The sequence below is a fragment of the Vreelandella neptunia genome (assembly GCF_022489065.1).
Classification (GTDB): Bacteria; Pseudomonadota; Gammaproteobacteria; order Pseudomonadales; family Halomonadaceae; genus Vreelandella; species Vreelandella neptunia_A.
In genome coordinates this window covers 1-20,526 of the sequence record NZ_JAKVTW010000023.1, presented here as the reverse complement: position 1 = coordinate 20,526, position 20,526 = coordinate 1, and the positions used below count along the sequence as shown (strand labels likewise).

The 20,526-nt window shown below is 50.8% G+C and carries 21 protein-coding genes and 1 pseudogene; 7 read left to right on the top strand and 15 right to left on the bottom strand.

Annotation, left to right across the window (positions count from 1 at the left end; genetic code table 11):
* Nucleotides 1–485 precede the first annotated feature (485 nt).
* From MLE19_RS20565 to MLE19_RS20555, 4 genes are all read right to left on the bottom strand, one after another.
* Nucleotides 486–698: a hypothetical protein gene (locus MLE19_RS20565; protein ID WP_035565135.1), complete on the bottom strand. Its 213-nt coding sequence runs from the start codon at nucleotides 696–698 to the stop codon at nucleotides 486–488.
* A 377-nt stretch (nucleotides 699–1,075) separates the two neighbouring features.
* Nucleotides 1,076–1,558 carry a hypothetical protein gene (locus MLE19_RS20560; RefSeq protein WP_240720113.1) on the bottom strand — a complete coding sequence of 161 codons (483 nt, stop codon included), beginning with the start codon at nucleotides 1,556–1,558 and terminating at the stop codon, nucleotides 1,076–1,078.
* 129 nt (nucleotides 1,559–1,687) lie between these two features.
* Nucleotides 1,688–1,912, bottom strand: coding sequence for a BPSL0761 family protein (locus MLE19_RS23170; RefSeq protein ID WP_306420928.1), 225 nt, complete (start codon nucleotides 1,910–1,912; stop codon nucleotides 1,688–1,690).
* Between the two features lie 87 nt (nucleotides 1,913–1,999).
* Nucleotides 2,000–2,404: a hypothetical protein gene (locus tag MLE19_RS20555; RefSeq protein ID WP_240720111.1), complete on the bottom strand. Its 405-nt coding sequence runs from the start codon at nucleotides 2,402–2,404 to the stop codon at nucleotides 2,000–2,002.
* Nucleotides 2,405–2,515: 111 nt separating this feature from the next.
* Between MLE19_RS20555 and MLE19_RS20550 the strand changes: the two are divergent.
* Nucleotides 2,516–3,437 (top strand): annotated as a pseudogene (locus tag MLE19_RS20550) (IS3 family transposase); the annotation flags it as partial.
* A gap of 3 nt (nucleotides 3,438–3,440) precedes the next feature.
* On the opposite strand, the gene MLE19_RS20545 reads toward MLE19_RS20550, so the two are convergent.
* The 5 genes from MLE19_RS20545 to hpaD (MLE19_RS20525) all read right to left on the bottom strand — a co-directional run bounded on the left by MLE19_RS20545 (nucleotide 3,441) and on the right by hpaD (MLE19_RS20525) (nucleotide 7,640).
* Nucleotides 3,441–3,614 carry a hypothetical protein gene (locus MLE19_RS20545; protein WP_240720109.1) on the bottom strand — a complete coding sequence of 58 codons (174 nt, stop codon included), beginning with the start codon at nucleotides 3,612–3,614 and terminating at the stop codon, nucleotides 3,441–3,443.
* A gap of 267 nt (nucleotides 3,615–3,881) precedes the next feature.
* Nucleotides 3,882–4,337 (bottom strand): homoprotocatechuate degradation operon regulator HpaR, encoded by a 456-nt coding sequence (gene hpaR, locus MLE19_RS20540; protein ID WP_276322522.1) that lies wholly within the window; start codon nucleotides 4,335–4,337, stop codon nucleotides 3,882–3,884.
* 55 nt (nucleotides 4,338–4,392) lie between these two features.
* Entirely contained in the window at nucleotides 4,393–5,844 is a 1,452-nt protein-coding gene (gabD, locus tag MLE19_RS20535; protein WP_240720105.1) for an NADP-dependent succinate-semialdehyde dehydrogenase, read from the bottom strand.
* 53 nt (nucleotides 5,845–5,897) lie between these two features.
* A complete protein-coding gene (gene hpaI, locus MLE19_RS20530) occupies nucleotides 5,898–6,704 on the bottom strand; it encodes a 4-hydroxy-2-oxoheptanedioate aldolase (RefSeq protein WP_240720103.1) in 807 nt (268 codons plus the stop codon).
* 81 nt (nucleotides 6,705–6,785) lie between these two features.
* Entirely contained in the window at nucleotides 6,786–7,640 is an 855-nt protein-coding gene (gene hpaD / locus MLE19_RS20525; RefSeq protein ID WP_240720101.1) for a 3,4-dihydroxyphenylacetate 2,3-dioxygenase, read from the bottom strand.
* Between the two features lie 176 nt (nucleotides 7,641–7,816).
* On the opposite strand from hpaD (MLE19_RS20525), the gene hpaA reads away from it, so the two are divergent.
* On the top strand, nucleotides 7,817–8,716 hold the full coding sequence (gene hpaA / locus MLE19_RS20520) for a 4-hydroxyphenylacetate catabolism regulatory protein HpaA (RefSeq protein WP_240720099.1): 900 nt from the start codon (nucleotides 7,817–7,819) through the stop codon (nucleotides 8,714–8,716).
* 10 nt (nucleotides 8,717–8,726) lie between these two features.
* Here hpaA and MLE19_RS20515 read toward each other — a convergent pair whose 3' ends face one another.
* The 5 genes from MLE19_RS20515 to MLE19_RS20495 all read right to left on the bottom strand — a co-directional run bounded on the left by MLE19_RS20515 (nucleotide 8,727) and on the right by MLE19_RS20495 (nucleotide 13,421).
* Entirely contained in the window at nucleotides 8,727–9,524 is a 798-nt protein-coding gene (locus tag MLE19_RS20515; protein WP_240720098.1) for a 2-oxo-hepta-3-ene-1,7-dioic acid hydratase, read from the bottom strand.
* Complete coding sequence (locus tag MLE19_RS20510) at nucleotides 9,511–10,401, bottom strand: fumarylacetoacetate hydrolase family protein (protein WP_240720096.1); 891 nt, start codon at nucleotides 10,399–10,401, stop codon at nucleotides 9,511–9,513. Before MLE19_RS20510 ends, MLE19_RS20515 begins: the two co-directional genes overlap by 14 nt.
* Nucleotides 10,402–10,468: 67 nt before the next feature.
* Entirely contained in the window at nucleotides 10,469–11,449 is a 981-nt protein-coding gene (gene hpaD, locus MLE19_RS20505; RefSeq protein ID WP_240720094.1) for a 3,4-dihydroxyphenylacetate 2,3-dioxygenase, read from the bottom strand.
* A 60-nt stretch (nucleotides 11,450–11,509) separates the two neighbouring features.
* The gene (hpaE, locus tag MLE19_RS20500; RefSeq protein ID WP_240720092.1) at nucleotides 11,510–13,024 is read right to left on the bottom strand and encodes a 5-carboxymethyl-2-hydroxymuconate semialdehyde dehydrogenase; all 1,515 of its coding nucleotides are present in this window, start codon (nucleotides 13,022–13,024) and stop codon (nucleotides 11,510–11,512) included.
* Nucleotides 13,025–13,040: 16 nt separating this feature from the next.
* Entirely contained in the window at nucleotides 13,041–13,421 is a 381-nt protein-coding gene (locus MLE19_RS20495) for a 5-carboxymethyl-2-hydroxymuconate Delta-isomerase (protein WP_240720090.1), read from the bottom strand.
* 496 nt (nucleotides 13,422–13,917) lie between these two features.
* Between MLE19_RS20495 and MLE19_RS20490 the strand changes: the two genes are divergently transcribed.
* The 5 genes from MLE19_RS20490 (at nucleotide 13,918) to feaR (ending at nucleotide 20,033) form a co-directional block, all read left to right on the top strand.
* Complete coding sequence (locus MLE19_RS20490; RefSeq protein ID WP_240720088.1) at nucleotides 13,918–15,801, top strand: FAD-binding monooxygenase; 1,884 nt, start codon at nucleotides 13,918–13,920, stop codon at nucleotides 15,799–15,801.
* Between the two features lie 184 nt (nucleotides 15,802–15,985).
* The gene (locus MLE19_RS20485; RefSeq protein WP_240720086.1) at nucleotides 15,986–17,068 is read left to right on the top strand and encodes a TRAP transporter substrate-binding protein; all 1,083 of its coding nucleotides are present in this window, start codon (nucleotides 15,986–15,988) and stop codon (nucleotides 17,066–17,068) included.
* 38 nt (nucleotides 17,069–17,106) lie between these two features.
* Nucleotides 17,107–17,613: a TRAP transporter small permease gene (locus tag MLE19_RS20480; protein WP_240720084.1), complete on the top strand. Its 507-nt coding sequence runs from the start codon at nucleotides 17,107–17,109 to the stop codon at nucleotides 17,611–17,613.
* A complete protein-coding gene (locus tag MLE19_RS20475) occupies nucleotides 17,610–18,929 on the top strand; it encodes a TRAP transporter large permease (RefSeq protein ID WP_240720082.1) in 1,320 nt (439 codons plus the stop codon). Before MLE19_RS20480 ends, MLE19_RS20475 begins: the two co-directional genes overlap by 4 nt.
* 162 nt (nucleotides 18,930–19,091) lie before the next feature.
* Nucleotides 19,092–20,033 carry a transcriptional regulator FeaR gene (feaR, locus tag MLE19_RS20470; RefSeq protein ID WP_240720080.1) on the top strand — a complete coding sequence of 314 codons (942 nt, stop codon included), beginning with the start codon at nucleotides 19,092–19,094 and terminating at the stop codon, nucleotides 20,031–20,033.
* 143 nt (nucleotides 20,034–20,176) lie between these two features.
* On the opposite strand, the gene MLE19_RS20465 is transcribed toward feaR, so the two are convergent.
* Nucleotides 20,177–20,526 (bottom strand): transporter (locus MLE19_RS20465; protein ID WP_240720078.1); only part of this gene is annotated, 350 nt, incomplete at its 5' end.

Genomic DNA, 20,526 nt, shown 5'->3' with positions numbered 1-20,526 from the left:
AAATCAACAACTCCTTGCCGGTTGGATCCTAAGTGCCTCAATTAGCGTTTGATAGAGCTTAATCTGGGTTTTTAGCCAATTTTCTATAGACTGGCCATAGAGGCTTGTTTGATGTCTCCGCCTCGGCCATGTGTGTCTGGGCCATGCTCACCCATTGGCGGATGTCTGGTAAATGCCTCTCGAACAGGAGAATCTCGTCGATTTTCGCTAGGGTTATAGCAATAAGCTCTTGTTTTTCGATGCCTGCTAATTTTTTTTAATTAGCACTCGATAAGTAACTATCTTAAACAGAGACTTCTTTATGTCACTCCTAAACTGTTGCTAACGAAATGTGTTTCATAATGGGGTCGATGTTGCCTCCGAAGGAGGCTCAAAAGGGCTGTCGTGCATATGTCTACCATCTGTCGGCATCAATGACTGAAAGGTGCCATTGATTGATGGTCTAGCCCTCGATTCTGAGCTTTTCTGCTAATTTCAAATGCATATTATTTTTTGTTTAGTAGCTCTTTTCTATGTTCGAAAATAACATCGCGAGCACGCTGATGTGCCCTACGCCGTGCTTGTAGCAACTCTTCAATATTTTGCTCTTTCTTAGGTTCTGTAGTTTTGCCCAAAATAACCGTTTCACCGAAAGGAGAGGTGCTACGAAGAGGACGAGGCGCTACTTTGGCTTCGTGATCAAAGTCTTTTGTTGCCATCAGTGATATCTCCAACAGTTTATTTATGAATCATCCCAATGTTATAAGTATATTTCCTGGTATATGCTCCATTGCCATTCACGTTTGACTGATGGAAATGCAGCCACTTAATATTTAAGTTCAGGTCTCACGGGGATCTACTCGTGCTTCTCCTGAGGGAGATTTATCCTCAGCCGGGCTATTCCAATGTTCAATTTCCTTGGGTAAGAGAGACGCTATTTCATCAGCGTGGGCAGACTGTGGCGTGAGGTTGGCTAATAGCTCTATTTCAAAGAAGGGCAGTGGGTGTATTGTTGGCCATTGTTCAGGTGATTTGATCATGATTGCTGACCTTAATTAATATACATATAATTTGCTCGTCAGATGTCTGACGTTGTTTATAATGGCTTTTTGGATGCACTGCATTCATCAAGTCGCTCCCGTCCTACTTCAGTTAGATCACGCCAAGCGCATACGTCATCTGTTTCATCAGCATTCGCGTCACATTGGTCGAGCAGTAGCTCAAGCTTGTAGGGCCTTATTCGTGATGGTTCGGGTGGTGATAAATCAGCACTAATTTGAGCCAACCTTTCAAGGAGCCAAGCTTCCACTGCTAGGCAAATAGCATCGTTCTCTTCTTCGCCCAAGAGATCAATACTATTGTCTGAACGATAAATGAAAAAGTCATCAGGAATCTTTATCGACCCTCCGCCCCGCAAGTACGCTATGATCTCTCCGCTCATTGCGGCCATATAGGCAACATCGCTTTGTAAACACTCCAGGGCTTCACGAAAGGTCTCTAACGGTTGAGGAAAATGGTCTCGCAAATCGAAAGCACGATACGCGAAAATTGCTTGGCCTGTATCTTCCGTTGTTCCCATTATTTCCTCCGTTTAATGACCATTCCTTAAGATATAGCTCATGTTTGATTTTCCTATTGAATTATTTTGAATGATCTTACATATTCTAGCTACCCGCGAAGTCACCCCCTGCTTGAGTAGTGCTATAATTTAAAGTCCCTCAATAGCTGAGCTGAAAATAGACTGCAATATTATAGTCCTACCAGTAAGGTGCTCTTCCAGTTGGCCAGCGTCTAGCATCTCTATCTGTGACGGGTAATGCCTTAATAGCTGCTTTGCTTGCCTGCGGATGGTTTCCGGAAAGTCAGTGTTACGGTTTAGCTCGATCAAGAATTCTCGGGTCTGGATGACCGAACGCTTGCGTTCACTTGGCATGGTCATAAAATTTTTCTTTTTGCTTTGGCTTTGATAGAACCGCCACACCAAAAGCTGACGACTCAATTCGAAAAGTAAAAGAGTGCATCAATGAGAAGCGGCAGCAGGTAGTTGAGGCTGCCAAAAAAGGTTTTGTCCGAGTCGGCCAAATCCCTTGCTAGTTTGACGGCGAAAAGCCCGCTGGTGGTTATCGGCCATCGCGCTTTGCCCATCCCTGTCACGAATATAACGGGCCAACGTCATCGCTGCGGGTTGTCCGTAACGAGCGCCTGGCGAATCACATGTCCACAAATGGCGAAGTGTCATCGCAATGTCGGGTTCATGTGCATCCAAGTATGTAAGCCCGTAGGCACAAGCCTCTAGCGTAAACACGTCATGGCTGCACAGCTTCCAGGCGGCATTTGGCTTGCTTTTGGAGTCATAAGTATATGTCTTACCAATATCGTGCAATAGTCCTCCCACGAAACAGGCTTCCTGCATGAGCCGAGGCATGGCTGGCTCGTTAAGGCGCAGCATAGCTACTGAGTGATTGGCAACTTCCAGCGAAAGCGTAGCAAACCACCTGGATACGCATGGTGATAATTGACGCTGGCGGGTGCATTCAAAAAAAGCTACCGCTCTCTTGATATCGGAGTCCCTGAACACTTCTCGCTGATCGAGAAACTCAAGACGAGCTACCCAGTCAAAAAGCTGTGTGTCGTGTTTGGCGTCCATCGCCGCAGCTTTAAATGCTAGGTACAACGTTCAAAAAAACCTGCGTGTGCCATGAAGGCCAAGGGAATAGCTAAGGTTAGAGAGCTTTTTTCGCAAGAGCGAAGGCTCTGCAGGTGCACGCAGCATCGCAGATATGGCGACCAGGCACGATTTGCCGTTAAGTCGCTATCGCGATGGCCGCCTGATGGAAAAACATGGTCTGATTAGCTGCCAAGTTCCTGAGCAAACCTACAAGATAACAGGTGATGAGCATGTTGAGATACCGAACCACTTAGAGCGTCAATTTAATGTTGAGGCGCCCAACCGAGTTTGGTGTGGTGACGTTACGTATATCTGAAACGGCAATTATAGGGCTTGTCTAGCCGTGGTCACTGAGCTATTTGCTAGAAAAACGATTGGCTGGTCGATGTCGTTATCGCCAGATAGTGAGCTCACCAGCAGTGCATTAAAAATGGCCTATGAGAGCCATGGGCGACCTAAAGGGGTTATGTTCCACAGCGACTAAGGCAGTCATTATACGCGCCGCAAGTTCCATCAAACGCTCTGGAAATGCCAGATAAAGCAAAGCCTGAGTAGGCATGAAAATTGCCGGGATAATGCCCCAATGGAGCGATTCTTCAGAAGCATGAAGGTTGAAAGGGTGCCCATATATGGCTATCGCTCATTCTTGCAGGGTCATCATCATATCGTGAACTATTTAATCGGGTATTACAGCCAGCTAAGACCACATCAGCATAATGATGGAATGTATCCGAATCAGGCAGAGGAAAAATACTGGGTTAACTATAAACTGGTGGCCAGTTTTACTTGACCACTACAGGGCTACCACCCAGACCGGCATTGCCGCCCAAAAGGCATTTTGCAAATGAAGCATGCTGACCAAGCCAAATGCAACCAGGGCGGAGATTGCCAGCAGGCATGCCGAGAGGAGAGCCGAGCGATTGTCTACTAACCAGGCGGTGACACCTGTATGGGGCTTTGTGTTCATTACTAGCGCTTATGCCTCCCTTGGTTAAGTATAATTCGCTATATTCTATTTTATATGAATACGTTAATTATTTGCCACTTAGAAACGACAGAGCTTGGAAGATGATATTTGAGAGTTATGTATCCATCTTATTGCTGAGTTTTATTCGCAACTACACCACTGGATGACAAGCGGTGTGGTTGGTTTAATGGGCGGAGGAACGGAGGCGTAAATGCAGGCGTTGTTATGCAAAACGCTGATGCTGCACTTATTGGTAGAATTCAGGCTTTATGAGTCAGAACTACTCGTTGATTCTTCAGGGTTAAGCTGCTGAACTTCCTTCAGTAGACTCATTAATGTGCGGTATTTCTCTGGGCCTAATGCCTGCTGTATTTTTTTGTACTGGCTGGCCATCTCTACCCGCATTTCATCAAACAGTGCATTGCCTTCATTGGTCAACGTCACACAAAGGCGGCGCTGATCCGTTTCTGGTTTCCAACGCTTAACTAGGCCGTTTTGCTCCAGCCGAACGAGTACACCTGTTAAGCTAGGTGGCAGGATACAGGCGAGTTTTGCAAGCCGGTGGCTTTCGAGGGTTTGCTCTTCTGACTGCCACAGAATACGAATGACTCGCCACTGCTGCTCGGTAATATTGTTACGGTTGAGATGCGGCCTGAAAAATTCCATTGCGGATTCTCTAGCCTGCATTAACGCTAAAGTTAAAGAGGGTGTAGGTCGTGCCATGTTGTGCCTTTTGAACAATAGCCACCAGGGCAGCTAGCCTGGTGGCTTGGGAGTCTTACTTGATTCCCATACACATATATTTAATTTCGAGATAGTCCTCAATACCGTAGTGAGACCCCTCGCGACCGACACCTGAAGCCTTGATGCCGCCAAAAGGCGCAACTTCTGTTGAGATAATACCTTCGTTAATACCTACCATACCATACTCAAGTGCCTCCCCTACACGCCAGCAACGCCCGATGTTTTGGGTGTATACGTAGGCGGCGAGACCAAATGGTGTATCGTTAGCCATAGCAATGGCTTCATCCTCGGTACTGAAGCGAAAAAGCGGAGCCAACGGCCCGAAGGTCTCTTCGCTAGCGACATCCATGGCAAGTGTTACATCGCCAAGTACGGTCGGCTCAAAGAAGTTGCCGCCGAGGGAGTGTGACTGGCCACCGCATAGCACTTTAGCGCCTTTGCTAACGGCATTGTCTATATGGCTTTGTACTTGCTCGACCGCTTTTTTATTAATAAGTGGGCCTTGTTGAGCGCCTTCATCTTCAGCGGAGGCGACCTTCAGTTTTTTAACAGCGGCAACGAGTTTCTCGCTAAATACGTCATACACCGCATCGTGTACCAACACACGGTTGGTGCAAACACATGTTTGGCCACTGTTACGAAATTTGGATGCCAGGGCGCCTTCTACGGCGTCATCAAGGTCGGCATCGTCAAAGACAATAAAGGGCGCATTGCCGCCCAGCTCCATACTGACTTTTTTAATTGTACCCGCGCACTCTTCCATCAATTGGCGGCCGATCTCTGTTGAACCGGTGAACGACAGTTTGCGAACACGTTCATTACGGGTCAGCTCGCCGCCAATCTCGCTTGCACGCCCAACCACCACATTAAATACGCCGGTAGGAATGCCAGCACGTTCACCAAGCACTGCCAGAGCAAGCGCTGAAAGCGGTGTTTCTGAAGCGGGTTTGAGTACCATGGTGCAACCCGCAGCCAGGGCAGGGCCTGCTTTGCGGGTAATCATCGCCACTGGGAAGTTCCAAGGGGTGATGGCGGCCACAACTCCTACCGGTTGTTTGATAACGACAAGACGACGTCCCGGTTTGTCGTTAGGAATAATGTCGCCGTATATCCGTTTGCCTTCTTCTGCAAACCACTCGATAAAGCTGGCGCCATAATCAATCTCGCCCCGGCTCTCAGCCAGGGGTTTGCCTTGTTCCCAACTAAGCAGGCGTGCCAGATCTTCTTTGTGCTCATGCATCAACGTAAACCACTGACGCAGAATCGCGGCGCGCTCTTTGGCGGTTTTATTACGCCAAGCGGGCAGCGCGGCGTCGGCGGCTTCAATCGCCCGGCGTGTTTCTGCCTTGCCCATCCGGGCAACATTGGCGATGGTGGCGTTGTCAGCGGGGCTGGTCACGGTGAACGTATCGCCATTATCGGCATCGACCCACTGGCCATTAATATAAGCTTGCTGACGTAGCAAGCCGGAATCATGCAAATTCATAAGCTATTCCTAACGTTAAAAATGAATTTTTGGATACTTCGCTATTGGCAGGTTTAGTAAACCGACGGCGTAGTAGAAACCGCTGGTTCTGTTTGCCCTTTAAACGTGCTAGCTAATGTTTTAAGCGAGTTCATGAGCACGCTGGTATCTACACCTACCGCGACAAACGTGCAGCCCAGCGTTAAATAGCGCTCAGCAAGTTTGTGGTCTGCCGATAAGATGCCGACCGCTTTACCCGCATTGCGAATTCGCTGAATGCCGTCTTCAATGGCGTTCTGCACCGTTTCGTGCCCCGGATTACCGCGATGGCCGAGTGACGCACTTAGGTCGGCGGGGCCGATGAATACCCCATCTACGCCCCCTACGGCGGCGATTTCATCAAGGTTCTTAAGGCCTTCCTGACTTTCGATCTGAACCAAAAGGCAGATTTCGCCGTCAGCTTTATCCAGGTAACCAGGGATGCTGTTCCAGCGTGAGGCCCGTGCCAAGGCGCTGCCCACACCACGGATGCCTTCCGGTGGGTAGCGCGTGGCACGCACCAACTCACGGGCCTGCTCGGCGCTATCGACCATAGGAATTAAAAGCGTCTGAACGCCGATATCGAGGTACTGCTTGATAAGCGCAGTGTCCCCAACGGGCGGTCGTACGACAGGATGGGCTGGGTAGGGCGCCACTGCCTGTAACTGTTCAAGAATCGTACGCAGATCGTTGGGGGCATGCTCGCCGTCAATTAATAGCCAATCAAACCCCGCATTGGCTGAAAGTTCGGCGCAGTAACCATTTGCTAGCCCCAGCCATAGACCAATTTGTGACTGATCATCGGCTAGCGCCTGCTTGAACGTATTGGTGGGTATTTCCATGCTTTTCCTCCTGCATCTTTATTGAGTTGTCATCGCTAGCACAATGGAAGCCGGTAAAGCACAACGGCTACTCAGCGGTGCCTAAACTGGAAAAACCGCGTTGATTTGGCCGGTGCCTGAGCTGCCAAAAGGCTCGGTAAGTATTTCGGAAGGCTTATCGTAGTCTTCTCCTAACACGCCCAGCAGCATGGCCGTATCATGCATGCCGCCCTCGCCATAGCAGTGCTGGGCGTACTCCGGCAGCATGGCGCGGAACTCTTTAAATTGTCCTTTACGCCACATTTCGACCACCCGCATATCCATCTGACGGTCAAACTCCCGGGTCCAGCGGTGAAGGTTTTCCATCGCGTTGCTGTTATCGCTGAAGCGGTGGGAAAGCGAACCAGAAGCTAGAACCATTACTTTGTGGTCGCTGGCTTCAATAGCGCGGCGTATGGCTTCACCAAATTTGATGCTTTCATTCAGGTCGTGCCAGGCATCCCAGGCAGCAATAGATACGACTTTGAAGGCTTTCTCTTCCGGTTCGCCCATGTGCATATAGCGCATAGGTACCAGCGTGCCGTACTCAAGTTTCAAGCTTTTAATGTTATGTGCCATGGTGCGGATTTCGGAGCGGTTGGCTACCTCGGCGATGCGCTCGCCAAGGTCAGGGCTGCCTGAGTAGCGATACTCCATATCCTGAATAAAATGGGGCAATTCGTTACTGGTGTAGATCCCTTCAAAATGGTCGCTACAGTTGATGTGGTAGCCGCTGTTGACTAGCCAGTGGGTATCAAATATCAAGGCAACGTCTGCCCCTGCTTCTCTGGCACGGCGGCCGATTTCTTTGTGCCCGGCAATGGCTTCCGTGCGACAGCCATGGTGCTTGCCGGGCTGTTCGGACAGATACATGGAAGGGACATGGGTAATTTTGGCTGCTAAGACGATTTCGCCCATCTTAATTTCTCTCAATGTAGCGTGACGCTTGAAATACGAACGCAAGCATATGGCGAACATCCCGTTGCCATAGAGGGGACGCTCGTGACGTTGTGGTTATGGAATTTGTAGCTAAGTAATTTGTTACTATGTAAACAGCGTTGCGGGTTAAGGCGCGCCCACTTAGGAGCTGATGTATGGCGTTGGATCCCATTCCCAATATCACTATCGGGCAGGAATACGATCAACGGTATGCTGATGCCAATGTGCATTACGATGCCTTGGCACCCATGGCCGACTTCTTTGGCCGGAACATGCCCGTTCATCACCATGACCGTTTTTTTCAGGTTCACTATATTAAAAGCGGCATGGTGAGGGTGTACCTGGATAATCGGCAGTATCACCAGCAGGGGCCGATGTTTTTTTTGACCCCGCCCACGGTGCCCCACTCGTTTACTACCGAAGAGGGCAGTGATGGCCATGTGCTGACCGTTCGCCAACAGCTGGTGTGGTCGCTGCTTGAAGAGAGCGCCGATTTGGGAAGCATTCAGAAGATTAGCCCCGTGTGCGTCGCGACGGGCAACGTTAGTCAGGAGGCACGTCATGAGGTGATGCGAGTCGAGCGGCTTTTCGACGAGTTGGGAACTGAGTTTAATTCCTACCGCAAGGGGCGTGACGCTGCACTTACCACGCTCACACAGTTGATCTTTATCAGCCTGTTTCGCCTTTCGGCCAACTCGCTCAAGGCGCAACATACCCGACAGGACGAACTGACCCTGTTCCATCGTTTCAACTTGGAAATCGAAGCGCACTTCAAGGCGCATTGGACGCTGACGAAGTATGCTACGGCCCTGAACGTTACCGAGGCTAGGCTTAACAGTATTTGTCGTCGTATCGCGGGCGTGCCTAGCAAGCGGTTGGTGCATGAGCGATTGGTGCAGGAAGCGCGACGCATGTTGACGTTCACTCGCATGACGGTCAACGAGATTGGCTACCAGTTGGGTTTTCAGGATCCCGCCTACTTTTGTCGCTTCTTTGCTCGTCATGCAGGCACTTCCCCCTCACGTTACCGTCATCATCAGTTTGAGCAACAGTGACGCACGCTAGTTATTCAAAACGGAGCTTTACCATACCAAATGAACCGAAGTCTGCTTCGATGTCGCTGCCAGAAGGGCACTCCACGGGGCCGATAAACGAGCCAGACAACACGACCTGCCCGGGTTCAATACGCTGGCCGTAGGTAGCCATTCGTCGAGCCAACCACACTAACCCGGTAACCGGGTCATCCTGGACGCCCGCTCCGAGACCGGTGGCGACTACATCGCCATCTTTTTTAACGATGGATCCTACCCAACGCAGATCAAACGCTTCCGGCGAATGCTGCTCTTTACCAAGCACAATGCCCGCATTAGCGGCATTATCGGAAACGGTATCGAAGATGACGCGTGCCTGACCGGTACGGTCATCCTTGCGCACAATACGGGTATCCAGAATTTCCAGGGAAGGCACCACGTAATCGGTTGCCGCCAGGACCTCTTCGCGTGTCACCTCACCCTCTAACGGTGCCTTCATTACAAAGGCGATCTCGGCTTCAATGCGTGGCTGTATAAAGTGGTCTCTAGGGATGACCGCGCCTGTGTCAAAGCGCATGTAGTCGTAAAGCACGCCACTATCGGGAGTATCGATTCCGAGGGCGTCTTGCATCACTTTTGACGTTAATCCAATTTTCCAGCCAATGACGCGGTGTTCCGCCTTTTTTTCAAGCTGTGCAGCTTGAATGGCATAAGCATCATCAAGGGTCATGTCGGGATATTTGAGCGATAGCAAGCCGATTTGCTCGCGGTTTTTCTCCGCTGTTAGAAGGGCATCAGCAGCCTCGGATATCTGAATATTAGTTAACGGCATTTTGCTCATCCTCAATACCATTCACTAGCTTGCCGATACCATCTGCTTCGACCTCAACCACATCGCCTGGCTTGAGCCAAATAGGCGGATCAAAACGCGCGCCCGCGCCGGTAGGCGTGCCACAGACGATGACGTCACCCGGCGCCAGCGTGGTAAACGTCGAAACGTAGTTCACGATATAGCGAAAATCGAACATCATGCGTGAGGTGCGATCATTCTGGCGTACCTCGCCGTTGACCCGCGTCGTTAACTCGATGTCGTCTAATTGAGCGGCGTTACGAAACGGCACCAGCCAAGGCCCGATCGCGCCCGTGGCATCAAAGTTTTTGCCTTGAGTGACGTTGAATTTGGCATGACGTACCCAATCTCGAATGGTGCCTTCATTACATAGTGTGAGAGCCGCAATGTGCTCGTAGGCCTTTTCTTTCGAAATTCGTCGTCCGCCTTTGCCGATCACGATGGTCACTTCGCCTTCGTAATCAAGTTGCTCACTTTCCGGTGGACGTACTAGGTTTCGGTGGTGGCCGACAAAGCTGCGTGGGAAGCGAATGAACAAGGAAGGCTTGCTCGGAGCGGCTTGACCATCTTTGTACTCTTCATTGCGAGAAGGAAAGTTGACTCCCACGCAGATCAATTTCTCAGGGTTGGTAATCGGGATTAAATAGGTGACGTCTTCTTCACGGTAGCTGGGGCTGCGGCCCTCCGCAGCCTGCAGTAGCTCGTCGATGGCGCCGGCTTCAATGACTTCTTTAAGCCCTTTAAAGCGAGTGCCGAATTCGGGCAGTAAATCGACAATGCCTTCAGGTGTCACAACGCCATAGCGGTCGGCACCGTTGGCGTGAAAGGAGGCTAAGCGAGGGGGTAGGGGTGTGCTCATGAAATTCTCCTAAGGCTCGGCACCGCCGAGCCGTTTGCACCAAAACGTTTAGCTAAAAGTGGGGATGTCAGGGGGCGACAATCGGGGTTGCCTTGAGCTGAGACGTTTCGGTATCAACTCCTTCAAATACAGAACCATACTCAAACCATGAGCGCGGTGCAGGTGCGCCCCATAGGGTTTGCCGCTGTGGATCTTTCAAATCCCACTTGATCGGCTCTAGGTCTGGGTCAACGGTCTGGTAGTCAGAGCAGTAAATCTCAATGCGGTGACCATCGGGATCCAGAATATATAAGAAGAAAGCGTTGGAAATACCATGACGCCCCGGGCCGCGCTCAATGTTGTCCACGTAGCCGGTTGTCGCCATCAGGTCGCATAAATCGATGATGTTGAGCGGCGTCGGTACCCAAAAGGCGGTGTGGTGCAGGCGCGGACCTTCGCCGTTAGTGAACGCTATATCGTGGACACCGCCTTTGCGGTGCATCCAGGCAGCCCACAGCTTGCCACTCTCTTCATCTTCGGTGTACTCGGTAACGCGAAAGCCCATGCTGTTATAAAATTCAACGGCTTTATCGACGCTTGAGGAGAAGAGATTGAAGTGGTCAATACGCAGGGGTTTGACACCTCGGTAGAGTTCGTACTTCTGATGAATGGGCGCCAGCCGATCCATTTGGAAGTAAAACTCGATGGGAGTGTTAAAACAATCGACCGTGCGTAGGGTGCGGCCTTGGTAGGGACGCTCCACCCATTCCACCGAGTGACCCTGTTGTTCGAACCAGGTATATGCTTTATCAAGTTCAACTTCGTCAAACAGTTTGAAAGACAAAGCCTGGATCGCGGCTGTGTCGCTTTTTTCCAGTACTAAGCAATGATGGCCGCGTTCTTCCATTGCACGCAGGTAGATGCGCCGATCATCCTCATCGGTTACCTGAAGGCCGAGCGTGTCCACATAAAAATGGCGGCTTTTGGCCAGATCAGTGACCCCGAAAATTACATGACTCAAGCGTATAATATTGAAATCAGGGTATAAGTTAGGAGCGGGTGTAGGCATGTGATGTCTCCATGTATCAGCTAAATAAGGTGGTTAAGCCTGGAACTCTCCCAGCCAGCGCTAGGCTGAGCCGAGATTGGGAACCTGATGTGTCTTACGCGGGAATGAAACGTTGACCGTTTCCATGTAGAAGTCGAAAGACCAGTCACCTCCATCACGCCCGATACCGGAAGCCTTTACACCGCCGAAGGGAGCGGGTAGGTGGCGAACGTTTTCAGAGTTGACCCATATCATTCCCGCTTCGAGCGCATCAGTCAGACGCATCGCCCGGTTTAGGTCGTTAGTCCAAAGGTAAGCTGCGAGTCCGTACTGAGTATCGTTGGCGATGCTCAGCGCCTCTTCCTCATCTTTGAACGGAATAGCGGTTAAGACGGGGCCGAAGATTTCTTCTTGGGCTATCACCATGTCATTCGTGGCGTTGGTAAAGAGAGTGGGGCGAACAAAACAGCCCTCTTCGCCGACTTTCATACCACCAGCCGCAATGGTGGCACCTTGCTCACGCGCCTTTTCGAAGTAAGAAAGGACTTTCTGCTCATGTTCAGGGTGAATTAATGGGCCAACTACCGTTTCTGGATCGAGTGGATGTCCCACTTTGGCGTTGTTAGCGATATCAGCCACGCGACGAGTAACCTCTTCGTAGATTGACTCTTGCACCAGCAGACGCGAAGAGGAAGTGCAGCGTTCACCGTTTAGTGAGTAGATCATGAAGCTAGCGGCATTGACCGCGCGATCAATGTCGGCATCGTCGAAAACAATGACCGGGTTTTTGCCGCCCAGTTCGAAGTGAAAGCGCTTCAGCGTTGGCGCTGCCTGAGCCATGATCATCTGGCCAGTGCGGCTTTCCCCTACGAAGGCAATGGCTTTAATCCCAGGATGTTCGGTCAGTGCTTTACCGGCGTCTTCACCAAAGCCGTTGACTAGGTTTAGTACTCCTTTGGGCAAACCGGCCTCTTCGGCAATCTCTACCAATAGCTTAGCGGTCATTGGCGAGAATTCAGCAGGCTTATGAACGACAGTGCAACCAGAGGCCAATGCGGGGGCAATTTTCCACGTTGAAAGCATGAACGGTGTATTCCATGGGGTGATAACCCCGACTGGGCCAAGCGGGCGCTTGGAGGTCACGTTCATTTGAGTGTCGTTACGCAGTGCCTGTCCATCTTCAGCCTGAGGGGCTTTGTCGGCAAAGTAGCGGAAATTAGCCGCGCCACGAATAGCGGCTTTAGACATAAAGCGCAGCGCTTGGCCGGTATCCATACATTCGGTGAAAGCGATCTCTTCGGCTCGTGCTTCGATGGCTTCGGCAACTTTAATCAGGATGGCGCGACGCTCTTTGCCAGGCGTCTTGCTCCAGGTTTTGAAGGCCTCCTGCGAGGCTTTAACTGCGCGGTCAATGTCGTCGAGACCGCCCCGAGCTACCTTAGCCAAAGGCTTAAGGTCGATTGGCGAGAGCGTCTCAAACGTATCGCCTGACGAGGCGTGTGTCGATTCACCGTTAATGTGATTAAGGACACCTTGCTCTTTGAAGCGTTGAAGGTACTCCTGCGCGCGTTCGATGTTGCCTTGTAGTGTGCTCATGGAAGAGGCTCCTGAATTAGGACAGTCGATTGTGAATGGGGGTGTCTTTCCAGCTCAGATCCGCGTTGATCTCACGGATCTCCAGAGACAAAGCGAAATAGGGAGATGCAAGTGGAATGGCAAACGCTTGTTGCACGGCTGAGAATAGGTGGTCGCCAGCCGCTTTCAGCGCAGCCGTGTCCCGGCCAGCACCGATCGAAAGGGTCATTGCCATAAAATTGTTGTCTGGGTGATTGTCGGCGACGATGCAATGGCTAGCGGCGAAGGCGCGTACACGAATGCCCGCGAGAGGAAAAATACCGCTCTCTCTCATCGCTTGATAGGCGACTAGGCAAACGTGATGAACATCAACATGTTCATCAATGCTTGGCGAGTATTCGATATGCAGGTGTGGCATGTCATATCTCCCTAAAAACGCGGGGGCGAACTACCGCGAGGGTGCTGGTGAGCGACGTATAGCGTCGTTATATCTGAAGTAGACTCGTATTTCATTAATATATTAACAAAAAAACAAAATAGGCTGTCAAGAAGAAAATTTTATAACAAACAATCTCTCCCTTGCATGACATTTAATGTCAATAATACCTGTTTATATATTATTTTTACGCTACGAGGTACAGCGTAATGTTTATAGATTAACAATATTTTTTAACTAATGAACGATGGTCTACTAATGTCGGTGTGTGTTTTATGAAAAGTACCATCAAGACTGCGTAAAACACATCCTCATGGGTAGTCACCTGGATCAGCATAGAAATAGAAGAAGCAGCACGTGCCAGGAAGAGGTCTAACGGTGAAGGCCCCGGCAGTGTGACCAGTCCCCGCTCAAGATATTTTCTTGTCTTGCCACGGCGGGGGTAGCCCTATCACTTCACCTTTATGAGGTAGATATTATGCAATTCCATCATTATGGATATATTTCCTGTGACCCGCGTATTAAGACGGCTACTGGTACTGGCTTGAATCGACCGCAGACGCTGCCTGAAGAAGTCGATGTTCTTATTGTGGGTACGGGGCCTGCTGGGATGATGCTGGCTGCTCAATTAGCTCAATTCCCTAGTATTGCCACGCGTATTGTGGAACGACGTGCGGGGCGGTTGGAAATTGGTCATGCCGATGGCATTCAGGCTCGAAGTGTCGAAACGTTCCAAGCCTTTGGATTTGCCGATCAGATCACCGCAGAAGCTTATCGTATAACCGAGATGGCTTTTTGGAAGCCTGACTCACAGATGCCGAAGAACATTAAGCGAGCAGCGCGTACCGCTGATGACCCGCAAGGTATCAGTGAGTTCCCTCACCTGATTGTTAACCAGGCCAGGGTGCTCGATTACCTAGCTGAGGCTGCCCACAATGGCCCGGCTCGACTTAAACCAGATTACGGTTTTGCTTTTGAAAGCCTTACAATTTCGGACGCGAATGAAGCGTATCCGGTCACGGTGACGCTACGCCATTCTACGGGCGAAAATGAAGGGCAGGACAAAGTGGTGCGTGCCAGGTATGTCATAGGCTGTGACGGTGCGCGCAGTGGTGTGCGGACTGCCATTGGTTGCAAGCTAGCAGGCGATCAAGCGAACCACGCCTGGGGTGTCATGGATGTGCTGGCAGTGACTGATTTCCCTGATATTCGCACCAAGTGTGCGATTCAATCCCATGAAGGCGGCAGTATTCTTCTTATCCCGCGTGAGGGTGGGCACCTATTCAGAATGTATGTAGATCTAGGGGAAGTCCCAGAGGATGGAGGCAACAAGGTTCGGGAAACACCGATTGAGACCATCATCGCCAAAGCCAACGAAATCATGCATCCCTATACCCTGGATGTGCGCCATGTGGCTTGGCATAGCGTGTATGAAGTCGGACACCGTCTCACTGACCGTTTTGACGACGTTGAAGACGCTAGTTCTGGTCGTCTTCCTCGCGTATTTATTACGGGAGACGCTTGCCATACCCACAGCGCCAAAGCCGGACAGGGCATGAACGTTTCCATGCAGGACGGATTTAACTTGGGTTGGAAGCTGGGTCATGTGCTAACCGGTATCAGCCCTGCCAGCCTACTGTCGACCTACTCTGCCGAGCGACAAGTGGTGGCTAAAAACCTGATTGACTTTGACAAAGAATGGTCGTCGATGATGGCTAAGCGTCCTGAGGATTTTGAGGATCCTTCTGCGCTTGAGGATTTTTATACCCGGACTATCGAGTTTCCGGCCGGTTTTATGACCGAATATCAGCCATCATTGATTACTGGGGGAAACCGGCATCAAGCGCTCGCTACAGGGTTCCCGATTGGAAAGCGCTTCAAATCGGCCAAAGCCGTGCGTGTCTGCGACGGTAACCCATTGCATCTTGGTCACTTAGCAGAAGCTGATGGTCGCTGGCGCCTGTATGTGTTTGCTGATTCAGCAACAGTGGAAACCTCCTCAGCCGTGGATAAGCTTGCCGATTGGTTGAAAACGTCAGACAGTTCGCCGTTGCAAGTCGCACCGCAGCCTGAGGGCCTCAGCAGTTGGTTTGATGTCAAGGTTATCTATCAGCAACCGCATGAAGCCGTCGATATTAATTGTGTGCCTAATGCTTTCAAGCCTGAAGTCGGCCCCTATTCGCTAATCAATTTAGAGAACGTATTTGGCACTCTGTCCGATGACGATATCTTTGAGGCTCGCGGCATCGCCCGGGACGGGGCAGTCGTCGTTGTGCGGCCCGACCAGTATGTGGCGCACGTGTTGCCGCTTTCAGCTACCGACGAGCTCGCTGATTTCATTAAACCTATCTTCCAGGCATAAAGTCACGAGCCAGCTTAACAGCTGGCTCATTTTATTAGAGGCATAAGGTCGTCACTATTTTTTCGTTGACTTGCTTTAGTTGTCTACGACTAACGAATAACTGTTTTAATGCTCTGTATTTTGTTTATATATTAATGAAATGTCGAATATGCAATTTTCATATTTAATAACAATGGTGAAAAACATGCGTAAATCTCAATTATTATCACGTTGTATGCGCGTTGCCCTAGGCGTATCAGCCGTCGGTCTTATAACGGCGACACTACCCGCCCACGCGACAACAACATTAAGAATCATGCACTTCTTGCCCGCCATGTCGAACGCACAGCAACATGTAATTGAACCCTGGTGTGAAGACCTTGAGACCCGCTCTGAGGGTGAGCTGCGCTGCCAAATATATCCTTCTATGCAATTGGGTGGCACGCCCGCCCAGCTTGCCGATACAGTTCGTAATGGCGTCGTTGATATCGCCTGGACAGCACTGGGTTACTCTGCGGGGCGTTTCCCGCGTAGTGAAGCGTTAGAACTGCCTTTTGTGCTTCCTTCGGGAGGGGTTGAGGCAAGCCGCATCGCGTGGCAATTCACCCAAGACCATGCAGCGGAAGACTTCCGCGATTATAAGTTGCTTGCGGTACATAGTGATGGGGGGAGTGTTTTTCATACCCGTGAAACACCCATCAATAATCTTGCCGATATGAATGATCTACGGCTGCGGGCCTCGACCCGCATGGCCTCTAACCTGATTGAAGAGTTGGGCGCTTCTGCGGTCAGTATGCCGCCTGCCCAGATTGCAGACACCTTGGCGAAAGGTGTTATCGATGGTGCCGCTGCTGCCTGGGAAGTGGTTCCGCCTACCAAGTTGAACGAAGTGACCTTTTATCACACCGAAACTGCCGACGATCAGGCGACCCCCACAGTGACCGCGTTGGCGCTGTTGATGAATCAGCGCAGTTACGACCGTCTGCCAGACGATGCACGTGAAGTGCTGGACTCTCTAAGTGGTGAAGTGCTTTCCGAACGTTTCGGTAAAGCCTGGGATGACGCGATTGATGAAGCAAAGAGTGGGGTAGAAGCCGACCCAGAGCATACCGTTATCACACTTGATGATGCCGCTTGGCACTCGATGGAGGAGGTGACGCGCAGTCTCGCGACTAACTGGATGGCTGATAGTAGCGGTGGTATTGATCGTCGCACCCTGGCTGAGTCGCTATCCGTGATCGTAGAAGAGCAGGCCCCTGAACTGCGTCTGAAAGCGTCTGGCTTTTAAGTCGTATATAAGGCTTACCAGGTCGTTGGGAGAGGGTTATGACAAAAATATTACTGAGACGATTAGCCATTGCGATGGCTATGGTGGGCGGTTTGCTGCTATTGACTGCCATCGGTACGTCGCTGGTATCGATGCTGGGTCGGCGGATTTGGTCGGCGCCTTTATCTGGCGATATCGAGCTGCTGCAAATGATGATTGCCGTTGCAGTAGCTTGCTTTCTGCCACTGTGCGAAATCAATGACCGCCATATTCGTGTCGATATCGTTGGCACACTGTTTCCGGCAGGCCTCAACCGCGTTTTATTGATGTTTGCGCATTTAGTATTGGCGCTAGTGAGCGCGATACTGGTATGGAGAACTGCACTACTCTCACTCGATAGCCTTACCTATAACTCCCAAAGTGTACAGCTGGGAATTCCGCAATGGATTCCCCAGGCAGCCATGCTGCCTGGGCTTGCATTGCTAGGTCTGTGTGCGTTGTACCAAGGTTTCCACTGTTTGGTTAGCGATGAAGCCCATACCCCAGCAGAGGAGGGCAACTTATGATGGGCGGCCTTGAAATCGGTGCCATCTCGTTGGGCATCTTGTTAGTGATGTTAGGCTTGCGCTTGCATGTCGGCGTGGCCATGCTCGTGGCGGGCGCAATCTGCTATTGGTTGGTTAATGATGGGGATCTCAACTCGTTACTCTTTACTCTGAATAACTTAGTCTATGCCCGGTTTTCCAGCTATGACCTGGCCGTAATCCCAATTTTTGTTTTGATGGGGCAGTTTGCCGTTCATGGAGGTTTGTCAGCAGCGCTATTTCGAGCCTGCGCCAGTTGGATAGGCCATTGGCGCGGCGGGCTTGCGATGTCGGCGGCGGGTGCATGTGCCGGTTTTGGCGCCATTTGTGGCTCTTCGCTCGCTACTGCCACTACGATGAGCCAAGTGGCACTACCTGAGTTGGAGCGTTACCACTATGGGCAGCGGTTGGCGACGGGTACGGTAGCGGCAGCTGGCACCTTGGGTATTCTTATTCCCCCCTCGGTGCCGTTAATTGTTTATGCGGTATTAACCCAAGAATCTATTGCCGCCCTTTTTATGGCGGCGATTCTCCCAGGCTTGCTAGCCGTTGCCGGGTACATGGTCGTTATTCGCATCATGGCCATAAAAACGATGCGTGATGTTGAGCGAGCGCCTCGCCACTCATGGGCCGAACGAGTGGTAAGCTTGCGTGATATTGCCCCCATTCTAGTTATTTTCGCTATCGTCATTTTCGGACTGTATGGCGGCTGGGCAAACTTAACCGAAGCTGCCTCGATTGGCGCTGCTGCATGTGGTTTGTACGCCATAGTGCGCGGCGGCATGCGTTGGCAGGGTGTGTATAAAAGTTTGATTGGCACCGCCGAAGCGACCGCAATGATCTACTTGGTGGTAATTGGTGCTGATCTTTTAAATAGCGGCTTGGCACTAGGACAACTGCCGAACACGTTGGCGGAGTGGATTTTGGGCAGTGGCTTTGCGCCGCTTGTCGTGTTGCTGATCATTCTGTTGATTTATCTACTATTAGGCTGTGTCATGGATTCGTTATCCATGATTTTACTCACCATCCCTATCTTCTATCCGATTATCTTAGGGCTAGATCTGTTTGGCCTTGATGCTACGGAAAAATCCATCTGGTTCGGTATCGTCGCGCTGATGGTTGTAGAAATAGGTTTGATCACACCACCCATGGGGATGAATCTGTTTATCGTCCAGAAATATAGCCGAGGTGCTTCGCTGTCGACGGTCAATCGCGGCATCCTACCTTTTATTGGCGCCGACATAGTGCGTATTGCGATCGTGGTGATGATACCGGCACTATCTCTTGTGTGGCTTTGAAGAATATCTTTTTGAAACGTTTGTAATAACCTCTTGTTGTTGATCGTAGGCCTAATATATGTCGGTTGAACTTTATCCATACCAGAAGAGTGCGGGTAGAATTGATAGCGGTGAACACTGTATTAGGCACTTATAATTATAACTATTTGAGTAGAGAAGCCCATGACGCTTTCCTTAGCCTCACTATCGGCGTTTGACAATTGGCTATCATCTCTTCGTCACGTTTGTGGAAGTTTTGATTCTCGGCCTCCGGAGCATGGTACTCCTTTTTTCGGTGAGGTTGGGTCTCAAGTGACCTGTGGTCTTGAAGTTGCAGAGATCCGAACAAATGCGAGCTTGATTGCACGACGTCGGCTAAATATCGGACACGATGATGATCGGTACTGTTTTCTGATCGTGCAACGCCGCGGTCAGGCTGGTATTCACCAGCAGGGGCGTACCCTGGAGTTACTTCCTGGCGAGATGGTATTGGTTGATTCGGCCCGGGCCTGTGAAATCATGCCACGTGGCATGATTGAGCATGCATCCTTCCATGTGCCGCGAGCGGAGCTAGCTTCCCGTCTACCTCAGGGAGAAGTACCCTTCGGCAAGCTCACTCCCAACAGCCCTAGTGGCCAGATATTGCAGTTGATGATCAACCGGATCGTTTCCGGGAAACTAAGTGCCAATACCAGCCAGGCAGAGGGTGAGGCAATCTGTGAAGCACTTATAGCACTGCTTGTTCCTTTGTCCCATGGATTGGGGCAAGGGTGTATGCCTGAGGCAACTTTTGATCTGCTCTACCAAGGGTGCTGCCAACTGATAGAGCAGCAGCTCCAGGATCCCGACCTGACCCCAACATCGTTAGCCGAGCGTTTGAACGTCTCGTTGCGCCAGCTCTACAGGCTGTTCGAAGCTCATGACGATACTGTCTGTCGCTACATCCAGCGCAGCCGGTTGCAGGCCTGTGCGGAGGAGCTCGCAAGTCCAGGCCAAGCGCGCTTATCTATCACCGAGATTGCCTATCGCTGGTGCTTCAATGATTCGGCCCACTTCAGTCGGACCTTTAAAAGGATCTATGGTCATTCTCCCCGTGACTACCGCCGACTGCACTTACTGCATTGAGTGAGCCCGTATCTCATTCATAAAATTGGTCAGTAGCTAACCACCGATGTGGCTGGCTACTGACAATTCGGCTGAGAGTGGCGGTAGCAGCGAATCATGTCAACACCAGACTGGATAGGACAGGTGTTGCATGAGTCCTCTGCTCAGAACGGAATCGCCAAGCGTAAGGTTACGCCGTCGGTTTCGAAGCCATTTTCCACACTCAGGTCGCGGGTATATTCGGCCTGCAGTTGGAAGTCCTGTCCGACCCAATGGGTATAACCGATGCTCATGGTGTCGGTATCTATCTCGTTATCAAGCGGCACACTGTCAACGGATTCTTCGCCACCTATCTGCTTTACATAACGACTCCAGAGATAACGTCCTGGGCCGACATCATAGGAGAGCATAGTGTTGAAACGATAGGTATCGTCTTTCGACAACGTCGAGCCACCAAGATAATCATTATTATCACCGTACCATTCCACCTCACCGATCACATCCAGGTAAAGTT

Bases quoted from the DNA above. Each gene is read 5' to 3' on its own strand.
- MLE19_RS20565 (WP_035565135.1), bottom strand. From the start codon at position 698: ATGGCAACAAAAGACTTTGATCACGAAGCCAAAGTAGCGCCTCGTCCT.
- hpaI (WP_240720103.1), bottom strand. From the start codon at position 6,704: ATGGAAATACCCACCAATACGTTCAAGCAGGCGCTAGCCGATGATCAG.
- MLE19_RS20555 (WP_240720111.1), bottom strand. From the start codon at position 2,404: ATGCCTCGGCTCATGCAGGAAGCCTGTTTCGTGGGAGGACTATTGCAC.
- MLE19_RS23170 (WP_306420928.1), bottom strand. From the start codon at position 1,912: ATGCCAAGTGAACGCAAGCGTTCGGTCATCCAGACCCGAGAATTCTTG.
- MLE19_RS20545 (WP_240720109.1), bottom strand. From the start codon at position 3,614: ATGAACACAAAGCCCCATACAGGTGTCACCGCCTGGTTAGTAGACAAT.
- MLE19_RS20560 (WP_240720113.1), bottom strand. From the start codon at position 1,558: ATGGGAACAACGGAAGATACAGGCCAAGCAATTTTCGCGTATCGTGCT.
- hpaA (WP_240720099.1), top strand. From the start codon at position 7,817: ATGGCGTTGGATCCCATTCCCAATATCACTATCGGGCAGGAATACGAT.
- gabD (WP_240720105.1), bottom strand. From the start codon at position 5,844: ATGAATTTGCATGATTCCGGCTTGCTACGTCAGCAAGCTTATATTAAT.
- MLE19_RS20480 (WP_240720084.1), top strand. From the start codon at position 17,107: ATGACAAAAATATTACTGAGACGATTAGCCATTGCGATGGCTATGGTG.
- feaR (WP_240720080.1), top strand. From the start codon at position 19,092: ATGACGCTTTCCTTAGCCTCACTATCGGCGTTTGACAATTGGCTATCA.
- hpaD (WP_240720094.1), bottom strand. From the start codon at position 11,449: ATGCCTACACCCGCTCCTAACTTATACCCTGATTTCAATATTATACGC.
- hpaR (WP_276322522.1), bottom strand. From the start codon at position 4,337: ATGGCACGACCTACACCCTCTTTAACTTTAGCGTTAATGCAGGCTAGA.
- MLE19_RS20475 (WP_240720082.1), top strand. From the start codon at position 17,610: ATGATGGGCGGCCTTGAAATCGGTGCCATCTCGTTGGGCATCTTGTTA.
- MLE19_RS20490 (WP_240720088.1), top strand. From the start codon at position 13,918: ATGCAATTCCATCATTATGGATATATTTCCTGTGACCCGCGTATTAAG.
- MLE19_RS20515 (WP_240720098.1), bottom strand. From the start codon at position 9,524: ATGCCGTTAACTAATATTCAGATATCCGAGGCTGCTGATGCCCTTCTA.
- MLE19_RS20510 (WP_240720096.1), bottom strand. From the start codon at position 10,401: ATGAGCACACCCCTACCCCCTCGCTTAGCCTCCTTTCACGCCAACGGT.
- hpaE (WP_240720092.1), bottom strand. From the start codon at position 13,024: ATGAGCACACTACAAGGCAACATCGAACGCGCGCAGGAGTACCTTCAA.
- hpaD (WP_240720101.1), bottom strand. From the start codon at position 7,640: ATGGGCGAAATCGTCTTAGCAGCCAAAATTACCCATGTCCCTTCCATG.
- MLE19_RS20485 (WP_240720086.1), top strand. From the start codon at position 15,986: ATGCGTAAATCTCAATTATTATCACGTTGTATGCGCGTTGCCCTAGGC.
- MLE19_RS20495 (WP_240720090.1), bottom strand. From the start codon at position 13,421: ATGCCACACCTGCATATCGAATACTCGCCAAGCATTGATGAACATGTT.